The organism is Streptomyces liliiviolaceus (assembly GCF_018070025.1).
Classification (GTDB): Bacteria; Actinomycetota; Actinomycetes; order Streptomycetales; family Streptomycetaceae; genus Streptomyces; species Streptomyces liliiviolaceus.
The window spans coordinates 3,281,208-3,300,012 of the sequence record NZ_JAGPYQ010000001.1 but is presented as its reverse complement, the minus strand read 5'-3'; the positions used below and the strand labels follow the sequence as shown (position 1 = coordinate 3,300,012).

Below are 18,805 nucleotides of genomic sequence, written 5' to 3'. Positions count from 1 at the left end.
GGAGTGGTGTATGCGGCTCGGACTCGCCCTCGGATACTGGGGCCGCGGCCCCTCGGCCGACCATGTGCCCCTCGCCCTGGAGGCGGAACGGCTCGGCTACGACTCGGTGTGGACCGCCGAGTCCTGGGGCTCGGACGCCTTCACCCCGCTCACCTGGATCGCCGCGCGGACCTCAAGGATCAAGCTGGGTACGGCGGTTGCGCAGATGGCGGCCCGCTCCCCCACCACGACGGCGATGCACGCGCTCACACTCGACCACCTCTCGGGCGGGCGCGTGATGCTCGGCCTCGGGCTGTCCGGGCCGCAGGTCGTCGAGGGCTGGTACGGGCGCCCGTTCCCGAAGTCACCGCTCACAGCGACCCGGGAGTACGTCGACGTCGTACGCCAGGTCCTGCGGCGCGAGGGGCCGGTCGAACTGGACGGCCGCTTCCACTCCCACCCGTACCGGGGCGCGGACGGCACCGGGCTCGGCAAGGCCCTCAAGCCCATCACGCACCCGCTCCGGTCCGGCCTGCCCGTCCTGCTGGGCGCCGAGGGGCCGAAGAACATCGCCCAGACGGCACGGATCGCGGACGGCTGGCTGCCGTTGTACTGGTCGCCGATGCGGACAGCGGTGTACGAGGCTTCCCTGGACGCCGCGCCCGAGGGGTTCCTCGTCGCTCCGATGGCCCGGGCGAAGGTGTGCGACGACGTCGCCGAGGGGTTGCTGCCGGTGAAGGCGATGCTCGGCTTCTACATCGGGGGGATGGGGCATGCGGCGCGCAACTTCCATGCGGATCTGATGGGGCGGATGGGGTTCGAGGAGGAGGCTCGGCGGGTGCAGGAGTTGTTTCTGGCGGGGCGGCGGGAGGAGGCGGTGCTTGCCGTGCCGGATGCGTTCGCGGACGAGATCTCCTTGATCGGCCCGCGCGAACGGATCGCTGAACGTCTGGACCTGTGGCGCAAGGGTCCGGTGACGGACCTCCTGCTCCTGTCCCCGGACCCCCACACGCTAAGAGTCCTGGCAGACCTGAACTGACAGCGGCGCTGAGCTGGACTGTTTCTTCACCTGCGGGCCCGGTGGGGGCTGGCCGCGCAGTTCCCCGCGCCCCTAACGGGGCCCGCCAGAAGCCCCTGCTTTTAGGGGCGCGGGGAACTGCGCGATCAGCCACAGCGGACTCGCAGACGACAACGCACCCCCGGGGTTTCAGGGGCGCGGGGAACTGCGCGGCCAGCCACAGCGGACCCGCAGGCGAGACGTCACCCCGGCCCCGGCCTTCAGGGACGCGGACCCGCAGGTCACCGCAGGGTGGGTCAGCGGAATATGGCTATCGCTTCCAGCGTGACCTCGCGCGTGTCCTCACGCCACCCCGTCATCTTGCCGAGGCACCGCGCCTGGAACGTGCCACTGCCGAGGCGCTCGTTGCGCAGACCCCCCGGCGCGCACGTCACACGGACGTGCGCGGGCCGCTCGGCGTCGTCGCCGTACGGGGCCCGCAGCACGATCTCCCGCGCCGCCCCGGATTCCGGCTGCGGCTCCACCAGGAAGCGCCCCCGGACCGACACGAACTCCTCGATGTCGCTGAGCGCGACACCACCCCCGTCGGCCCCGCCACCGAGCGCCTCGGCGAGGGCGCGGTTCGGAGTGACATCCCCGGTGCGCAGGTCCGCGTGGACGATGACATCGGCCCGTTCGAACGCGTCCAGCAGCATCCCGATCACGGAGATCGGCTCGCTCTTGGCCACGTAACTGCTGAACTTCTCCTGCGTGACGTCCCGGTTGGCCTTGACCGTCCACGGCAGCAGCCTGCCCCACAGTCCCACGCTGGTGTTGACGTTGGTGCGGTGTTCGACGGCCTCTTCCAGCGCCGCGCTGTAGTTGCCGATCCTGTAGAGATCCATCACCGCCTTCTCGTCCAGGTAGAAGCAGACGCTGTACGCGGACCTCTGCCCCACACCCCGCCGGCCGAGGCTCCCGCGCCCGCGTTCCCGCACATGCCGCACCAGCACGGCGCAGACCGTCACCACACCGGCCGCGGTGACGAGCCACACCGTCATCCACGGCCACCACACACCCCACCACTGCGCGTCAACGACAGCCACGGATCTCCTTGAACGCCTCGGAAAGGGACGATCCCCGCGCGTCCGCGTCCACCATGCGTCCGCCCGTCCTGTCGGCGGCGCGCCGAAGGGCTCCGGCGTCTGCCTCCCCGAAGTGCACGGGGTAGGTGTGGACCGCGGCACGGGTTCCGGCGGACCGCGCCTCGTAACGGCGTACGAACTCCTCGTACGCGATGCCCGCGTTGTTCTCGCCGTCCGTCATCAGCACGATGGACACGGACCGTTCGGGTTCGTCGGCCAGCGCGGCGGAGGCCGTGCGGTAGCCGTGGTCGAGCGCGGTCCAGACGGCGGTCGCGTCGCCGTAGCCGCCGCGGGCGACGACGTCGGCGAGGGTGCGCAGGTCCCGCTGTCCCCGCACGGTGACGGTCCGTTCCTCCAGGACCCGGCCGCCGAACCGTACGACGGTCAGCCGTTCGCCCTGGTAGAAGCGGGCGAAGGCGCCCGTCGCCGAGGAGTCCGCGCCGCTGAGGTCGGCGAACGCCTCGCGCAGCTCCGCCATGCGTTGCCCGCGCATCGAGCCGGAGAAGTCGAGCAGGAAGACGACCTGGTCCGCGACGCGGTGGGCAGGATCGCCGTAGTCGTCGAGGAGGCGTTCCAGGACGTCCGGCCGGTCGGGGAAGTAGAGCGCGTTGCCGAGAGGCGCCCGCAGCTCCCCCTCCCTGGCGACCGACGGGTTCACCGGGCGCCGCAGTGCCGTCCGCATGATCTTCCGCTGTACGGAGTCCTGCCGCAGCCACTGGACGACCTTGTCGTAGGCGGCCCGTCGGCCCGGGTCGAGGAGGAGCAGCGGGAAGTCGGCGAGGACCGTGCCGTCCTTGGGGCGCACGATCTCCAGCTCCTCCTTGAGCCGGCCGCCGGAGTCGAGGGCGAGGAGGTCGGACTCGTAGGTGATGAGCGCGTTCGCCCTACCGGGGTGGTCGGTGAAGTCGTCGAGGAGGTCGCGGGTGGAGGCGGCGGTGATCCGCTGTCCGGAGCGGAAGCCGCGCAGCCGGTCGCAGGAGACGTCGTCCTCGCGCAGGGCGCCGCCGGTGCCGGCCGCCGCGGTGGCGACGCCGACGAGTGCGGCGAGGCCGGTCCCCGTCCGCCGCGGGTCGGCCATGCCGAAGCGCAGGGTGCCGGTGGCGGCGGCGTCGGCGAGGTCGGCCCAACTCAGTTGCGTGCCCGGCGACTTGGCGTGGAGTGCGCGTGCCGCGTCGGCGCGCAGGCCGACCACGACCGGCGAGAGCATGGTCGGGGTGCGCAGCAGCCCCCGGGCGATGTCCTTGTGGCGCAGCTGGAAGGAGCGGTCGGTGGAGAGCCAGGCGGCCTCGTGGCCGCCGCCGCCCTTCGCGGTGGAGGCTCCGGCGGCGGCCAGCTCCTCGCCGGTGTCGGCGTCGGCCCGGTAGTCCATCTTCAGCTCGACCCCGGTCTCGGACCTCAACTCGTCAAGCAGCGGCTCCAGTACGGCGAGATCGGGGCCGGCGAGGACGCGCAGGGTGGTCGGGTCCTCGTCACCGGCGCCGGAGCAGGCCGCGGTCAGGGACAGCGTGAGCGTGACGGCCAATGCCAGACACAGCGTCAGAATGCTTGTCGCGCGCCTCACTTGGCGTCCTGCCGAGGCGACTGCGCGGGCGGGCACTCGCCGACCGTCTGGATCATCCGCTCCAGCAGGGGCAGCCGGGGCAGGACCGCCTTGGTGTCGTCGGCCGAGGTGGCCGGCACCTGGATGCCGCGGTCCGCCAGGAAGGCCGCCAGCTGGTCGCTGGTCGAGTCGCTGGTGGCGTCCCGCACCCGGAAGCCCAACTCCATCGCCTTGTGCTGGAGTTCGGGATCCTCGGTGACCAGTTCGCCGAGCCGTTCGCCGTCCCCGGTGAGGGCGACGAGCTGGGGTTCGGTGACGAACCGGGTCGAGGGGTAGAGCAGGACGCGTCCGCTGTCCGGCCTGCCGTGCTCGGCCTCGTAGCGGATCTGGTGGGCCAGGAACTGGTGCTCGTAGATCACCGAGATCGGGGCGATGCTCTTGCCGTCCACGGACAGGTAGGTCTCGGCGCGCTCGGAGCCCGGCAGTCCCTGTTCGATGAGCAGGTCCTTGATGTCCCGCGCGTAGCTGTCGGCGTCCTTGCCGTTGCCGGGAGCGTCGTTGCCGTGCCATACGAAGGAGACGAGGCCGAGGTAGGTGCCGCCGGAGTTGGAGTCGCAGACGTCCGAGGTCTGGGCGAGGATCTTGTTGCCGTTGTGGACGCCGTGCTTCGAGATGCCCAGGTCGTCCCAGCGCCTGCCCTGCTTCGTCTGCCGCAGGAACTTGCCCATGTCGAGCGTGTAGTACAGCGGTTCGGCGGAGCCGTCGGCAGAGCTGTCGGAGGTGTCGGAGGTGTCGGCCGGCTGGGGCTCGGCGATGTCCGCGTCGTCCAGCGTCTCGGCGTACTCCCGGTACGTGGCGAGGACGATGGGGCTGACGAAGGGCCGGTAGGTGAGGGCGGGGTGGCCGGCCTCGGCGCGTTCGCGGGTGATCAGGTCCGCGGCGGGCTGTCCGGAGGGGAAGACGACGTCGTACCCCGCGACGTCCTGCGTGGCGATGTCCCGGGAGCCCATGCGGGTGATGTGCACCCGGAAGCCGTGCTTCATGAGGATGCGCCGGACCTCGGGGTTCTCGAAGAAGTCCCGCTTGGAGGCCATCTTCGCCTCGATGGTGACGATCCGGTCGAGCGGCAGCGTCAGATGGCCGGAGGCCAGGAGCAGGACGAGGCCGACGACGGGGACGGGCAGCGCGAGGGCCAGCGTGCGGCGCAGCCGGCTCCGGACGGGCCCGCCGACCGGGAGCCGGGGTTCCTCCGCGGGCTGCGCGGGTCCGGGGCCGGTGGGCGGATCGGTGCGGGCGGGTCCCGCGGATCGTGCGACGGGTCGTGCGGGTCTCTCGGCTCTGTTCGCGGACACCGGCGTCTCCCCCTACTGTGGGGCAGATCGTCGGTGACCGTGCTTACCGCCGAACCACCTCACGGCGAACGGCAGTTGAGATCCAGGGTACGGGCTGACGAACCATCACGAGGAGAGCCGGAGGTTTCATACGGGATTCAAGGGCTACCCGCATGACATGTCCCCTCGATATCGCAACGGTTCCCACTCAGCCGGCCGCGTCATAGCCGTCGTTGCCGACATCATGGCCTGCATCCTCGGCCTCTGGATCCTCATGTACCTGCTGGACGCCAACCAGGGCAATTCGTTCGTCCAGTTCATCCATGACTCCGCACGTTGGCTCGCCGGCTGGTCGCACGACCTGTTCACGTTCGACGAGCAGTGGGCACGGGTCGTCGCGGGCTACGGTCTCGCAGCCGTCGTCTACCTCTTCATCGGGCACGCGATCGCCAATCGCGTACGCAGCTGATCCCGTCCCGGCCATGTACGCGCCCGACCCCCTACCGGCAGCAGTCGGGGTCCAGTCCGAACGGCAGGCGGTCGCCGCCGAAGACCGCGCAGGTCGCCTCGTCGCCGCCCAGTGCGGCCACGGCGAGGAGCAGGGAACCCGCCGTCCACGTGGTGAGTTCCTCCGGCCAGATCGCCCGTGAGTCGAAGACATAACCGGTCCAGTACAGGCCCGTCGCCGGGTCGCGCAGGTGCTGGATCGACTGCAGTATCTCCAGCGCCCGGTCGGACTCGCCCACGACCCACAGGGCCAGGGCGAGTTCGGCCGATTCGCCGCCCGTCACCCACGGGTTGGGCACCACGCAGCGCACACCGAGATCCGGGACGACGAACCGGTCCCAGTCCCGCTCGATGCGCTCCTTCGCCTCGGCGCCGGTGAGCGCGCCGCCCAGCACCGGGTAGTACCAGTCCATCGAGTAGCGGTCCTTGTCGAGGAACCGCTCGGGGTGCCGGCGGATCGCGTGGCGCAGCGCGCCCACCGCCAACTCCCAGTCGGGCTGCGGCTCTTCGCGCTCCTCGGCGATGGCGAGCGCGCAGCGCAGGGCGTGGTGGACGGACGAACTCCCGGTCAGCAGCGCGTCCTCGACGGCCCGGCCGTCGTCCTCGCGCTTCCAGCCGATCTGCCCGCCGGGCCGCTGGAGTTCGAGGACGAACTCGACGGCCGCGAACACCGCGGGCCACATCCGGTCCAGGAAGGTGTCGTCGCCGGTGGCCAGGTAGTGGTGCCACACGCCGACGGCGATGTACGCGCAGAAGTTGGTCTCGCGCCCGCGGTCGGTGACCTCGGCGGCGTCCCCGTCGGCGTAGGCCGCGTACCAGGAGCCGTCCTCGTTCTGGTGCCGTGCCAGCCACTCGTAGGCGCGGGCGGCGGCCTCGTGCTCGCCGGCCGCGTCCAGGGCCATGGCGGCTTCGGTGTGGTCCCACGGGTCGAGGTGGTGGCCGCGGAACCACGGGATGGCGCCGTCCGTGCGCTGGACGGCCAGGATGCCCCGGACGGTCTGCGCGGCCTCTTCCGCGGTGAGCACCCCGGTCAGGACGAGGTGTTCGGTGCGCGGAGTCGTCACGAAGCGTCCGTGAGGGTGGCCGCGGGCAGGTGCGGCTTGGTCGCGTACGCGACGAAGCTCTTGCCGATCAGCGGGTTGAGCGCCTGTTCGGCGACCCGGGTCGCGAGGGGCTTCTTCATGATGTCCCAGACGAGGAGCTTGTGGTACGCCCGTACCGGCAGCGCCTTGTCGTTGTCGACGCCGAACGCGCACTTGAGCCACCAGTAGGGGCTGTGCAGCGCGTGGGCGTGGTGCGTGCCGTACGGCCGCAGGCCCGCCTCGCGGATCTTGCCGAGCAGTTCGTCCGCCTTGTAGATGCGGATGTGTCCGCCCTCGACCTCGTGGTACGCGTCCGACAGCGACCAGCAGACCTTCTCGGGCCCGTAGCGCGGCACGGTGATCGCTATGCGCCCGCCGGGCCGCAGCACGCGGACCATCTCGGCGAGCACGCCCTTGTCGTCCGGGATGTGCTCCATCACCTCGGAGATGATGACGACGTCGAAGGACTCGTCGGGGAAGGGCAGCCGCAGCGCGTCGCCCTCCATCGCGGTGGCGGTGGCGCCCTCCGGCGCCTCACCCGCCTCCTTCATCGCGGCGAACCACTTGGCGACCTCGCGGATCTCCTCACCGTTCTGGTCCAGTGCGACGACCTGGGCGCCGCGCCGGTAGCACTCGAAGGCGTGGCGTCCGGCCCCGCATCCGAGATCCAGCACACGGTCCCCCGGGGCGAGCGGAAACCGGGAGAAGTCGACGGTCAGCACGTGGTCCTGCTTTCACGGTGAGGGGTGTCCACGGGGGTGGCGGCGGGGGCCGCCCCCTCCTGTCGGGCCGCGGAGCGGCTGTCCGTTCCTGGCGCGGAGCGGCTGTGTGCTGCCGGCTCGGAGCGGTGGGCGTTCGCGATCGCCTCGCGGTAGCGGGCCACCGTCCCTTCCGCGGCGCGGGCCCAGGTGAACTTCTCCAGTACGCGCGCACGCCCGGCCGAGCCGAGCCGCGCACGCAGACCGGGGTCGCCCAACACCCTGCTCAGCGCGACGGCCAGCGCCCCCGCGTCGCCGGGCGGCACGGCCAGGCAGGTCTCGCCGTCGGGCCCCGCGACCTCGGGGATGGCCCCGCCGGTGGTGGCCACCAGGGGCGTACCCGTGGCCATCGCCTCGGCGGCGGGCAGCGAGAACCCCTCGTACAGGGACGGCACGCAGGCGACCTCGGCGGACCGTACGAGGTCGACGAGTTCCGCGTCCGAGATGCCCTTCACGAACTCGACGGCGTCTTCGAGCCCGTACCGCTCGATGAGTTGGGCGACCGGCCCGTCCTCGGCGCGCCTGCCGACGACGACGAGGTGCGCGGCGGGGTGCTCGGTGCGGACCTTGGCGAGCGCCTCGACGAGGAAGACGAGCCCCTTGAGGGGGACGTCGGCGCTGGAGGTCGTGACGATCCGGCCGGGCACCTTCGGCACGGACGGATCGGGCGAGAAGAGGTCGGTGTCGGCGCCGATGTGGACGACGTGGATCCGCTCGTCGCGTACGCCGAGGTGGTCGACGATCTCCTGGCGGGACGTGCCGGACACGGTCAACACGGACGTCAGACGGCGCGCGACCCGCTTCTGCATCCGCGTGAACGCGTACCAGCGGCGCACGGACGCCCGTTTGCGGCGGCTTCCGGCGGCGTCCAGCTCCAACTGCCGGTCCACGGTGATGGGGTGGTGGATGGTGGTGACCAGCGGGGCGCCCACGTCGCCCAACAGCCCGTACCCCAGCGTCTGGTTGTCGTGCACGACGTCGAAGTCGCCGCGCCGGGCGCGCAGATGGCGGCGGGCGCGCAGCGAGAACGTCAGCGGCTCGGGGAAGCCCCCGGTCCACATCGTGCCGACCTCGACCGCGTCGATCCAGTCGCGGAACTCGTCGCGCTTCGGCGTACGGAAGGGGTCGGGCGAGCGGTACAGGTCGAGACTGGGCAGCTCGGTGAGGGAGAGCCCGTCCAGGTCCTCGCCCTCGTCGAGCACCGGGTAGGGCTGCGAGCCGATCACCTCGACGTGGTGGCCCAGCCGGGCGAGCTCACGCGAGAGGTGACGTACATAGACACCCTGGCCGCCGCAGAACGGGTTCCCTTTATAGGTGAGGAGCGCGATGCGCAGCGGTCGGTCGGCGTCGGCGGCCGAGCCCGCGTGGAGGCCTGCCTCCATGGCCTCATGGGTCACTCTCGGCCCCCTTCTTCCAGCACGTTCCCGCGAGATTACTTCGGGACGGTAATCTAGAACAAGTTTCAGACTTGATCGTTCAGGGAGCACTGAATCTACCGGCAGGTAGCCCTCCTGTGAGCGGTGGATCGGGTGATTCACGCCACGGCGGGACCTCTACTCTGCTGTCACCCGACCCGCCCCCGCCCGCCCCACCGCCCTCTGTTGTACGAACGTCACGGAACGGGATCCATGCCTGCGGAAGCCAAGACTGCGGCGAAGGCCGCGCAGCCGCCCGTACGGGCCGCGCAGCCGGTCACTCCCCCGCTCACCGAGCGCCAGGAGGCGCGCCGACGGCGGATCCTGCACGCGAGCGCGCAGCTGGCGAGCCGGGGCGGCTTCGACGCGGTCCAGATGCGGGAGGTCGCGGAGTCGTCCCAGGTGGCCCTCGGCACGCTCTACCGCTACTTCCCGTCGAAGGTGCATCTGCTGGTCGCGACCATGCAGGACCAGCTGGCCCATATGCACGGCACGCTCCGCAAGAAGCCGCCGACGGGGGACACGGCGGCGGAGCGGGTGGCGGAGACGCTGATGCGCGCCTTCCGCGCGCTGCAGCGCGAGCCGCATCTCGCGGACGCGATGGTCCGCGCCCTCACCTTCGCCGACCGCAGCGTCAGTCCGGAGGTCGACCAGGTCTCCCGCCAGACGACGGTGATCATCCTCGACGCGATGGGCCTCGACGACCCGACGCCCGCCCAGCTCTCCGCGGTCCGCGTGATCGAGCACACCTGGCACTCGGCCCTGATCACCTGGCTCTCCGGCCGGGCCTCGATCGCCCAGGTGAAGATCGACATTGAAACGGTCTGCCGCCTGATCGACCTGACATCCCCACGGGACTGACGCTGCGGGGCTGCACGCATGGCGCGTTGCCGGGCGCGGGTGCGTCGTGGCTGGTCGCGCAGTTCCCCGCGCCCCTGACGGGGCGCGGGCCGAGGCGAGCAACCACGACGCACCCGCACCCGACGACCCACCTCGCCCCCACCCCCCAGGGGCGCGGGGAACTGCGCGATCTTTTGGGCCCGCCCCCACCGGCCGGCAGGCGCCCTCACTCCTCCGGAGGAAACACCGTCTCCCCGCTCCCCAGCAGAGTGATCATGATCGCCTCCACCGGACACCCCTCCGCCGCCTCCAGAATCTCCTCACCGGCATCCGTCTCGGACTCCACGGGATGCGACTGCATCGCGGAGTCGAGACGAAAGGCCGCGGGGGCGACATGCGTGCACTGCGCCGACCCGATGCACAGCGACCGGTCGACCTCCACATGCCAGCGGTCCCCCATCCTCAGGCCTCCCACCCGGCCGGCAGATGGATCATCTTGTGCTCCAGGTACTCCCCGTACCCCTCGGGCCCGAACTCCCGCCCCAGCCCCGAGTTCTTGTAGCCGCCGAACGGCCCGAGCATGTCGAGACTGAAGGTGTTCACGGAGTACGTACCGGTCCGCACCTGCCGCGCCACGTCGATGCCCCGCGCCACGTCCCCCGTCCACACGCTCCCGCTCAGCCCGTAGTCGGAGTCGTTGGCGATCTTCACGGCCTCCGCCTCGTCGCCGTACGGGAGCAGGCAGATCACCGGCCCGAAGATCTCCTCGCGCGCGATGCGCATGGAGTTGTCGACGTCGCCGAAGAGCGTCGGCTCGACGTACCAGCCGCGGTCCAGTCCGGCCGGCCGCCCGCCGCCGGTGAGGATCTTGGCGCCCTCCTCCTGGCCGATGCGGATGTAGTCGAGGTTGCGCTGCTGCTGCCGCCGTGCGACCAGCGGGCCGACCTGGGTCGCGGGATCCAGCGGATCGCCGACCACCAGCGCGTTCGCCGCCGCCGCGAACGCCTCCGCGAACTCGTCGTAGCGCGAGCGCGGCAGCAGGATGCGGGTCTGGGCGACGCACGCCTGGCCGTTGTTCATCCAGGCCGCCGAGACGATGCCCGGCACCGCGGTCCCGATGTCCGCGTCCGGCAGGACCACGGCCGCCGACTTCCCGCCCAGTTCCAGGGTTACGCGGGTGAGGTTGCGCGAGGCGACCTCCATGACGCGCCGGCCCGCCCCGACCGACCCCGTGAAGGAGACCTTGTCGATCCCGGGATGCCCGACGAGGTACTCGCTCACCTCACGGTCCGCCGGCAGGATCGACAGGACGCCCTCCGGCAGCCCGGCCTCCTTGGTGATCTCGCCGAGTATGTACGCGTCCAGCGGCGACTCGGGCGACGGCTTGAGCACCACCGTGCAGCCGGTCAGCAGGGCGGGCGCGAGCTTGGCCGCCGCCACGAACTGCGGCACGTTCCACGGGACGACGGCCGCGACGACCCCGACCGGCTCACGCCGTACGAGGATCTTCCCGAGCACTCCGTCGCGCGTCTGCTCGTACGTGAAGTCCCGTGCGACCGTGATCGCCGCGTCCCACACCATCATCGCGCCGAGCGCCTGCGCGAGGACGCTCCAGGAGTACGGGGAGCCGTTCTCGGAGGAGATGACCCGGGCGATCTCCTCGTGCCGTACGGCGATCGCGTCCTTGATCCGGGTGACCACCTCGATGCGCTCGTCGAGGGACATCCGCGGCCAGGGCCCCTCGTCGAAGGCGGTGCGCGCCGCGGCGACGGCCCGGTCGACGTCCTCCCGTGCGGCGTGCGGCACCCGGCCGATGACCTCCTCGGTGTGCGGGGAGACCACCTCGATGACGTCCCGGCCGCTGGGAGCGGTCAGCTCGCCGCCGATGAACAGCTGTGCGTGTTCCACGAGTTCGGTCATGACCGACTGCCTCTCCGAGGACAACGAGGACGACTCCTGACGGTGCATCAGACACTGAAACTGATACCAGTTCCACTTGGAGGAGTCCACGGAGCGCACAGCACTCCCATTGGAACCGGTTCTAGTTATAGTGGCCGGGAGTCGGGAGTCGGCGACAGGGGAGCCCATGCCACAGGTGACCGATCACGGCGGGGGCGTACGGTCCATCGAGGTCCCCATCCCGGACAACCCGCTCGGGAACACCCTCGTGTACGTCGTGGACACCGACCGCGGACCGGTGCTGATCGACACGGGCTGGGACGATCCGGCCTCCTGGGACGCGCTCACCGAGGGACTGTCGGCCTGCGGGACGGCCGTCGGGGAGATCCACGGCGTGGTGATCACCCACCACCACCCGGACCACCACGGCCTGTCGGCCAAGGTGCGCGAGGCGTCGGGCGCGTGGGTGGCCATGCACGCCGCCGACATCGCCATCGTGCGGCGGACCCGCGAGACCAGGCCAGGCCGCTGGTTCACGTACATGGCGGACAAGCTGACCGCGGCGGGCGCGCCCGAGGAGCATGTGGCACCGCTGCGCACCGCCCGTTCCCGGCTCCCCGGCCTCTCCCCCGCGCTCCCCGACCGGGAGATCGTCCCCGGCGAACTCCTGGACCTCGCCGGCCGGCGGCTGCGCGCGGTCTGGACCCCGGGCCACACACCCGGCCATGTCTGCCTCCATCTGGAGGAGGGGCATCCAGCCCAACTGCCGGGCAACGGAAGGCTGTTCTCCGGGGACCACCTCCTGCCGAGGATCACCCCGCACATCGGCCTGTACGAGGACCCGGACGACGACAGCGAGCCCGATCCGCTCGGCGACTACCTGGACTCCCTGGAGCGGATCGGCGGCCTCGAACCGGCCGAGGTGCTCCCGGCCCATCTGCACGCCTTCACCGACGCCCCGTCCCGCGTACGGGAGTTGCTGGACCACCACGAGGAACGCCTCACCGGTCTCCTCACGCTCCTCTCCACCCCGCTCACGGTGTGGCAGGTCGCCCGGCGGATGGAGTGGAACCGCCCCTGGGCCGACATCCCGTACGGCTCCAGGAACATCGCCGTCTCGGAGGCGGAGGCCCATCTGCGCCGCCTGGTGAAGCTGGGCCGCGCGGAGCCGGTACCGGGCAGCGATCCGGTCACGTACAGGGTGATGTGACGGAACGTCAGCCGTCACGGACGTCCTGCACCGCGTATCAGCCCTCGCGGACGTCCTGCCCCGCGTGTCAGTCGTCGCGGACGTCCTCCACCGCGTAGGCGATGCCCCGCTCGTACGACATGGCCAGCCCCTCCGCGTACGCCCGTGTGTAGGCCTCGGTGCCGAGCTTCTGGTGGACCAGGTCCTCGCAGGAGCGGCGGGCGGAGATCAGGTCCGGTGACTGCATCTGGGCGTTGCCGAGACGTTCCCAGATGCGCTGGCCGATCGCGAGGAGCCGGGCCGCGCGCCGCCCGTCCCCGGTCGCCACGACCGTAGAGGCCAGGATGTCGAGGGTGTGGGCGACACCGAGCGTGCTGTTCAGCAGGTAGTGCGCCACGACGGCCGTACGGGCGTTGCGCGCCGCCGCGGCCAGGTCGCCCTCGGCCAGCTCGACCTGGGCGAGGAAGCAGTCGGCGAAGGCGCCCGCCCAGCGCTCGCCGCGCCGCGTGCTCTCCGCGCGGACCTCGTCGGCGACCGCCCTGGCGCCGGCCAGGTCCCCGCGCAGCAGGTGGTTCAGCGAGAGCGCGAGCCGCACCTGGAGCTGCGCGGAGCCCAGCCAGTCGTCGCGGACCGGGAGCAGGTCGGCCGCGGCCAGGACGACCAGCGCCTCGCCGAGCCGCCCGCGCAGGAGCAGTTGCCCGCCGGTGACGTACGCGGCGCCGACGACGGCCACCGGGTCGCCCTGTTCCACGGCCGCCGCCGTGCACACCGCCGCCCAGCGTTCGGCGCTGTCCAGGTCGCCCTGGAGGAGGGCGACCGCGGCCCTCGCCCACAGGGCCCGTACGAGGTCGGGGCCGGGCGCCGGATCGGCGGTGAGGACCTGGTCGAGGCAGTGCTGGGCGTCCCGCAGATAGCCGCAGTGGCGCCACAGGAAACCGATGTCGGCCGCCGTGCGCAGGGCGGTGGGGCCGTCGCGCTCGGACAGCGCGCAGTCCATGGCGGTACGGAGATTGTCGTGTTCGGTGATCACGCGCTCGCACCACTGCAGCTGGCGGCCGGTGTTCCACTCCGTGCAGCCGGCGCGTGCGAGGCTGCGGTAGTGGTCGAGGTGACGCAGCCGCAGGGTCCGTTCCTCACCGAGGGCGCGCAGCCAGTCACCGCCGAAGTCCCGCACGCTGTCGAGGAGTTGGAAGCGCCGTTCGTCCGTGCGGTGGCGCAGCACGATCGACTGCTCGACGAGCCGTTCCAGCAGGGCCTCGATCCGTGCGGCGGGCAGGGGGCCGCCGGAGCAGACGTCCTCGGCGGCGGCCAGGTCGAAGCCGCCGGTGAACACGGAGAGCCTCGCCCACAGCAACCTCTCGACGGGCGCGCACAGTTCATGGCTCCAGCCGATGGCCGTCCGCAGGGTGCGGTGCCGCAGCGGCCCCTCGTCGGGTCCCGCCGCGAGGAGGTCGAGCGGGGACGGCAGCCGCTCGCCGAGCCGTTCGTCGAGTTCACCGAGGGAGAGTTCGCCGAGGCGGGCGGCGGCCAGTTCGATGGCCAGCGGAATGCCTTCCAGCCGACGGCAGACGGCGGCGGCCGGCCCGGCCGAGTCCTCGTCGAGCACGAAGCCGGTACGCGCCTCGGCGGCCCGCTGGGCGAACAGGTCGAGCGCGTCACCGGGCCGGCCCCCTCCCCGGCCACCGGGGTCCTCCGCGTCGCCCACCGGCAGCGGGTCGGTCTCCACGCGGAGTTCGGACGGATGGCCGAGGTGCTCCCGGCTGGTGGCCAGGAACCGCACACCGGGCGCGGCGGCCAGCAGGGCGCGGACGAGGTCGGCGCAGTCGGGGAGCACGTGTTCGCAGGAGTCGAGGACGATCAGCGCCTCCTTGTCCGCCAGCCAGTCGGCGAGCACCTCGGTCACCGGGGACGTCGACTGGTCGGCGAGCCGCAGCGCCTCCACGACGGCGAAGCCCACCAGGCCCTGGGCGCGCAGCGGCGAGAGCTCCACGAACCAGACGCCGTCCGGGTACCGGTGCGCGGCGCGGCGGGCGGCGTTCAGGGCCAGCCGGGTCTTGCCGACACCGCCGGTGCCGACGAGCGTCACCAGGCGTGGTCCGTGCCCCGCGTCCGCAGGGTCCAGCAGCGCGTCGAGCCGGGCCAGTTCCCGTCGTCGGCCGACGAAGCTCCGGGTCTCCGGCGGCAGATTCCCCGCCCGCCCCTCGGCCGTCGTGTTCTCCGGCACGGCAACACCCCCTCCCCGCACGGCTCCCTGCACGGCGTACGAGCGAGCCCCCGCGGGATCGTGCGACCCGGCCAGTGTGACGCGGCCGGCGGGCCACTTCGAATCGCTCCCCCGCGCCGCGGACGAACTCGGTCCCACGCCGTCACTTCCGGGCACATTGCGTCGAGATCCGATCAACACCCTGTCGGCGCGGGAGCGGAAGGGGATATTCGGAGACCGTCGCGCGAAGTCCGTCGCGAGGGGCGGAGAAGAGAGGGCGGAGCGAGCGGATGACCCGCGACAGCAAGGAGAGCCGACTCGGCCGATGGCGACGCCTGCGCGACCCCGGCCGGTCCGCCCGGTGCGGCGCGTACGGCGACCTCCGCCGGCTCTCCGAGAGGCGGCTGCTCGCGCCGTCGGCGGTCGGCGGGCTCATCGCCGCCCCCGCGCTCCTGCTGGACCATGTCCCGCCCGCCGTCACCCTCACGCAGCTGCTGCTCGGCTGCGGGCTGACCGTGCACGCCGTGCGGCAGCGGGAGCGGCTCCTCGCGCAACTCGCCGAGGTGCGCGAGGTCGCGCGGATCACCCAGGAGGCCATCGTGCGGCCGCTCTCCCGCAACCTCGCCGGCACGCACGTCTCCACGCGCTACCACTGCGCCGTGCGCGAGTCGGCGCTCGGCGGCGACCTGTACGACGTCGCCGTGACGCCCTTCGGCCTGCGGGTCCTCGTCGGTGACGTGCGCGGACACGGCCTGGAGGCCATCCGGCTGACCGCCGAGACGGTGGCCGCCTTCCGCGAACTCGCCCACACCGTCCCGGACCTGCCGTCCCTCGCCACCGGCCTGGACGAACGTCTCGCGCCGGACCTGGGCCCGGAGGACTTCGTCACCGCGCTCCTCGTGGAGTTCGCACCGGGCGAGGTCCGGCTGGTCAACTGCGGCCATCCCGCGCCGCTGCGCTCGGGCCAGCGGGTGGAACTGCTCGAACCGGCGGTCACCACCCTCCCGTTGGGGCTGCACCCCGAACCCCTCCAGTACCGCGTACGCCTCCAGCCGGGCGACCGCCTCCTGCTCTACACCGACGGCCTGACGGAGGCCCGCTCCCCCGACGGCACGCTCTTCCCCTTCCTCACGGAAGCGACCCACGCGCTACGGGACCCGCTCCCCGACGAGGCCCTGAACACCCTGTACGCCCGCCTCCTCACCCACACGACGAAACCCCCCACGGACGACCTGGCCCTCATCCTCTGCCAACCCACCCACGCGTCCGCCTTGCCGGCGCAGGTGGGGGGCTAGGGGGGGGCCAGGGGGGGGCGCGTCCCGGGTGCGGGCCGGTGGGGGCTGACCGCGCAGTTCCCCGCGCCCCCAAAAACCGGGGCTACGCCCCGATCCAACCCCCACCCGAAGCTCAGGCAGGGGCGCAGCCCCGCCCCTCAGGGGCGCGAGGAACGGCGCGACCAGCCCCCACCGACCCGCACCCGGAGCTCAGGCAGGGGCGCAGCCCCGCCTTTCAGGGGCGCGGGGAACGGCGCGACCGGCCCCCACCGACCCGCAGCCGAGCCACCCCGGGCCACCCCCCGAACCACCCCGGAGCCCCCCGCCGGCAGGCACTCGCATTCCTACGGGCCGGTACAGTGAGCAGGTCGTCATCACACCCGTACGGGGGGAAGCCGGTGCAAATCCGGCGCTGACCCGCAGCCGTGTGCCGCCCCGTCCCCACCGGGCGGCAAGCCGGATTGCCCCGTGCGGACCGTGACCGGCTCGCGTCACCGGCACCTCCGGTGACCGGCACCGTCGAGGCATACGGAGCCGAGCCGCCCGGGGCTCCGGGCTGCCCGGCTCCTCCCGCACCGGGAGAGCCGAAGGGGCACCCCCGTCGGCGAACCGCTGAGTACAGAGAGGCATCCGCCGATCATGTTTGTCCGCCGCAGCGCCGCGGTACTGGCCGCCACCGCCGTGATCGGCACGGCGTTCGCGCCGGCCGCCCTCGCCGACGAGTCGCCCTCCCCGTCCCCGTCCCTGACACTGCCTTCCGGCCTGTACGGCAGCACCGACCCCACGTACGACGGTGTCTGGCGGCAGTCGCTGGCGCTGCTCGCCCAGCACATCGTGGACGTACGGCCCGCCGCGAAGGCCGTCGACTGGCTCACCGGACAGCAGTGCGCGAACGGCGGTTTCGCCGCCTACCGCGCGGACCCGGCCGCGAAGTGCGACGCCAAGACGCAGATCGACACGAACAGCACCGGCGCCGCGCTCCAGGCCCTGACGGCGCTCGACACCGACGACACCAGAACGGCGGACGCGACAGCCGCGGCCGTGAAGTGGCTGAAGTCCGTGCAGAACGAGGACGGCGGCTGGGGCTACCTCCCCGGCGGCGCCAGCGACACCAACTCGACGTCCGTCGTGATCGGCGCCCTGGAGGCCGCGGACACCGACACCGAGGACCTGCGGTCCAAGGACGACCGGACACCGTACGACGCCCTGCTCGGCCTCGCCCTCCCCTGCGGCGAGGACGGCGGGAAGAGCGGCGGCGCCTTCGCCTTCCAGCCCGACAAGAAGGGCAAGCTCGCGGCGAACGCCGACGCCACGGCCGCGGGCGTCCTCGGCTCGCTCGGCGAGGGCCTGGTGACCGACCCCGAGGACGACGGGCAGTCCGCCACGCCCCCCACCGAGTGCGCGGGCGGCGACTCCCCGACCCCGGAGCAGGCGGCGGCCAACGGCGCCGCGTACCTCGTCGGCGCGGTCGCCGAGTCCGGTCATCTGGAGTCCGCCCTCGCGGGCGCCGAGGACCAGCCCGACTACGGCAACACCGCCGACACGGTCGTCGCACTCGCGGCGGCGGGCCGGCCGGCCGACGCGGGCAAGCCGCTGGCCTGGCTGGAGAAGAACTCCGGCTCCTGGGCGGCGGAGAGCGGCCCGGCCGCGTACGCGCAGCTGATCTTCGCGGCGCACGCCACGGGGACGGACCCGCGCGACTTCGGGGGCGCCGACCTGGTGAAGCAGCTGGGCGCCACCGGTCCGGCGGCGGAGTCCACCGCCAAGGACGGCCAGGACACCAAGGACGACAAGAGCAAGGAGAGCGAGGAGAGCGAGGACGACGGCGGGGTCAGCGTCTGGTGGATCGTCGGCGTCGGCCTGGTCGGCGGCATCGGCATCGGCTTCCTCCTCAGCGGCCGGAACAAGAAGCAGCAGCCGTGACCCTCGACCGCCCGGCCCTGCGCGCCCTGCTGGTTCTGGGCCTCCTGCTCGCCGTACTCGGCACGGCGGGGCGGGCCCAGGCGGTCGGCTATCGCTACTGGTCGTTCTGGGACCGCGATTCCGCGGGCGGTACGTGGGTGTACGCGACCCAGGGCCCGTCGACCGCGCGGCCGTCCGACGGCGACGTCCAGGGCTTCCGGTTCTCGGTGAGCGAGGACTCGAAGCACTCGGCGAAGCCCCGCGGCGAGAGCGGTTTCGCGGCGATCTGCGCGAAGACACCGGCGCGGGAGGGCGCCAAGCGGGTCGCGCTCGTCCTCGACTTCGGTACGGCCGGGGACGCGCCGGCCGGTTCGACACCCCCGGATCCGAGCCCCCGCACGGCCTGCGCCCGCGTCGACGAGGACGCGACGACCGCGGACGCCCTCGCCGCCGTCGCCAAGCCCCTGCGCTACGACACGAACGCCCTGCTGTGCGCCATCGCGGGTTACCCGCGCACGGGCTGCGGCGAGACCGTGTCGGACGACGCCGGGTCGGGCGACAGCCCTGAGGCCTCCCCACCGCCTCGCGCGGCGAGCGAACCCGGGGACGGAGACGGGGACGCGAACGGGGAAGGTAACGGTGGCGGCGGCCCCTCCGTGGGCCTGGTGACCGGAATCGCCGCCGTGGCCGCCCTGGCCGCAGCCACGCTTTGGCAGTCCCGCCGTCGCCGCGGCTGACGGGCCG

16 protein-coding genes and 1 riboswitch are annotated in these 18,805 nt (G+C 72.3%); of the genes, 7 read left to right on the top strand and 9 right to left on the bottom strand.

Annotated features, from left to right (window positions below; translation table 11 throughout):
* Window positions 1–10: 10 nt before the first annotated feature.
* Window positions 11–1,018, top strand: a complete 1,008-nt coding sequence (locus J8N05_RS14410; protein ID WP_210883066.1) for an LLM class F420-dependent oxidoreductase — start codon at window positions 11–13, stop codon at window positions 1,016–1,018.
* Window positions 1,019–1,293: 275 nt separating this feature from the next.
* Here the strand turns inward: J8N05_RS14410 and J8N05_RS14405 are convergent, their stop codons facing one another.
* From J8N05_RS14405 to J8N05_RS14395, 3 genes are read right to left on the bottom strand one after another with little or no spacing between them, the layout of a single operon-like run.
* Entirely contained in the window at window positions 1,294–2,082 is a 789-nt protein-coding gene (locus tag J8N05_RS14405; RefSeq protein WP_210883065.1) for a hypothetical protein, read from the bottom strand.
* On the bottom strand, window positions 2,069–3,682 hold the full coding sequence (locus J8N05_RS14400; protein ID WP_247706275.1) for a vWA domain-containing protein: 1,614 nt from the start codon (window positions 3,680–3,682) through the stop codon (window positions 2,069–2,071). The genes J8N05_RS14405 and J8N05_RS14400 overlap by 14 nt, the downstream gene beginning before the upstream one ends.
* A complete protein-coding gene (locus tag J8N05_RS14395) occupies window positions 3,679–5,013 on the bottom strand; it encodes a hypothetical protein (protein ID WP_247706274.1) in 1,335 nt (444 codons plus the stop codon). Before J8N05_RS14395 ends, J8N05_RS14400 begins: the two co-directional genes overlap by 4 nt.
* A gap of 157 nt (window positions 5,014–5,170) precedes the next feature.
* Between J8N05_RS14395 and J8N05_RS14390 the strand changes: the two genes are divergently transcribed.
* The gene (locus J8N05_RS14390; protein ID WP_210883064.1) at window positions 5,171–5,461 is read left to right on the top strand and encodes a hypothetical protein; all 291 of its coding nucleotides are present in this window, start codon (window positions 5,171–5,173) and stop codon (window positions 5,459–5,461) included.
* A gap of 31 nt (window positions 5,462–5,492) precedes the next feature.
* Here J8N05_RS14390 and J8N05_RS14385 read toward each other — a convergent pair whose 3' ends face one another.
* From J8N05_RS14385 to J8N05_RS14375, 3 genes are read right to left on the bottom strand one after another with little or no spacing between them, the layout of a single operon-like run.
* Window positions 5,493–6,563 (bottom strand): prenyltransferase/squalene oxidase repeat-containing protein, encoded by a 1,071-nt coding sequence (locus J8N05_RS14385; protein ID WP_210883062.1) that lies wholly within the window; start codon window positions 6,561–6,563, stop codon window positions 5,493–5,495.
* Entirely contained in the window at window positions 6,560–7,303 is a 744-nt protein-coding gene (locus J8N05_RS14380) for a class I SAM-dependent methyltransferase (RefSeq protein WP_107018434.1), read from the bottom strand. The genes J8N05_RS14385 and J8N05_RS14380 overlap by 4 nt, the downstream gene beginning before the upstream one ends.
* Window positions 7,297–8,736 (bottom strand): glycosyltransferase family 4 protein, encoded by a 1,440-nt coding sequence (locus tag J8N05_RS14375; protein ID WP_407699906.1) that lies wholly within the window; start codon window positions 8,734–8,736, stop codon window positions 7,297–7,299. The genes J8N05_RS14380 and J8N05_RS14375 overlap by 7 nt, the downstream gene beginning before the upstream one ends.
* Window positions 8,737–8,967: 231 nt before the next feature.
* Between J8N05_RS14375 and J8N05_RS14370 the strand changes: the two genes are divergently transcribed.
* Window positions 8,968–9,615 carry a TetR family transcriptional regulator gene (locus J8N05_RS14370; RefSeq protein WP_210883061.1) on the top strand — a complete coding sequence of 216 codons (648 nt, stop codon included), beginning with the start codon at window positions 8,968–8,970 and terminating at the stop codon, window positions 9,613–9,615.
* Window positions 9,616–9,820: 205 nt separating this feature from the next.
* Here J8N05_RS14370 and J8N05_RS14365 read toward each other — a convergent pair whose 3' ends face one another.
* Both J8N05_RS14365 and J8N05_RS14360 read right to left on the bottom strand, forming a co-directional pair.
* Window positions 9,821–10,054, bottom strand: a complete 234-nt coding sequence (locus J8N05_RS14365; RefSeq protein ID WP_210883060.1) for a ferredoxin — start codon at window positions 10,052–10,054, stop codon at window positions 9,821–9,823.
* A gap of 2 nt (window positions 10,055–10,056) precedes the next feature.
* On the bottom strand, window positions 10,057–11,514 hold the full coding sequence (locus J8N05_RS14360; RefSeq protein ID WP_210883059.1) for an aldehyde dehydrogenase: 1,458 nt from the start codon (window positions 11,512–11,514) through the stop codon (window positions 10,057–10,059).
* A 166-nt stretch (window positions 11,515–11,680) separates the two neighbouring features.
* Between J8N05_RS14360 and J8N05_RS14355 the strand changes: the two genes are divergently transcribed.
* Window positions 11,681–12,703, top strand: a complete 1,023-nt coding sequence (locus tag J8N05_RS14355) for an MBL fold metallo-hydrolase (protein ID WP_210883058.1) — start codon at window positions 11,681–11,683, stop codon at window positions 12,701–12,703.
* A 67-nt stretch (window positions 12,704–12,770) separates the two neighbouring features.
* Here J8N05_RS14355 and J8N05_RS14350 read toward each other — a convergent pair whose 3' ends face one another.
* Window positions 12,771–14,906: an ATP-binding protein gene (locus J8N05_RS14350; RefSeq protein WP_210883057.1), complete on the bottom strand. Its 2,136-nt coding sequence runs from the start codon at window positions 14,904–14,906 to the stop codon at window positions 12,771–12,773.
* Between the two features lie 269 nt (window positions 14,907–15,175).
* Here J8N05_RS14350 and J8N05_RS14345 point away from each other — a divergent pair, with 269 nt between their 5' ends.
* The 3 genes from J8N05_RS14345 (at window position 15,176) to J8N05_RS14335 (ending at window position 18,798) form a co-directional block, all read left to right on the top strand.
* Complete coding sequence (locus tag J8N05_RS14345; protein WP_210883056.1) at window positions 15,176–16,180, top strand: PP2C family protein-serine/threonine phosphatase; 1,005 nt, start codon at window positions 15,176–15,178, stop codon at window positions 16,178–16,180.
* A 367-nt stretch (window positions 16,181–16,547) separates the two neighbouring features.
* Window positions 16,548–16,626, top strand: a riboswitch (cobalamin riboswitch).
* 172 nt (window positions 16,627–16,798) lie between these two features.
* Window positions 16,799–18,082 carry a prenyltransferase/squalene oxidase repeat-containing protein gene (locus tag J8N05_RS14340; protein ID WP_210883054.1) on the top strand — a complete coding sequence of 428 codons (1,284 nt, stop codon included), beginning with the start codon at window positions 16,799–16,801 and terminating at the stop codon, window positions 18,080–18,082.
* The gene (locus tag J8N05_RS14335) at window positions 18,079–18,798 is read left to right on the top strand and encodes an SCO2322 family protein (protein ID WP_247706273.1); all 720 of its coding nucleotides are present in this window, start codon (window positions 18,079–18,081) and stop codon (window positions 18,796–18,798) included. The genes J8N05_RS14340 and J8N05_RS14335 overlap by 4 nt, the downstream gene beginning before the upstream one ends.
* The last annotated feature ends 7 nt before the right edge of the window (window positions 18,799–18,805 follow it).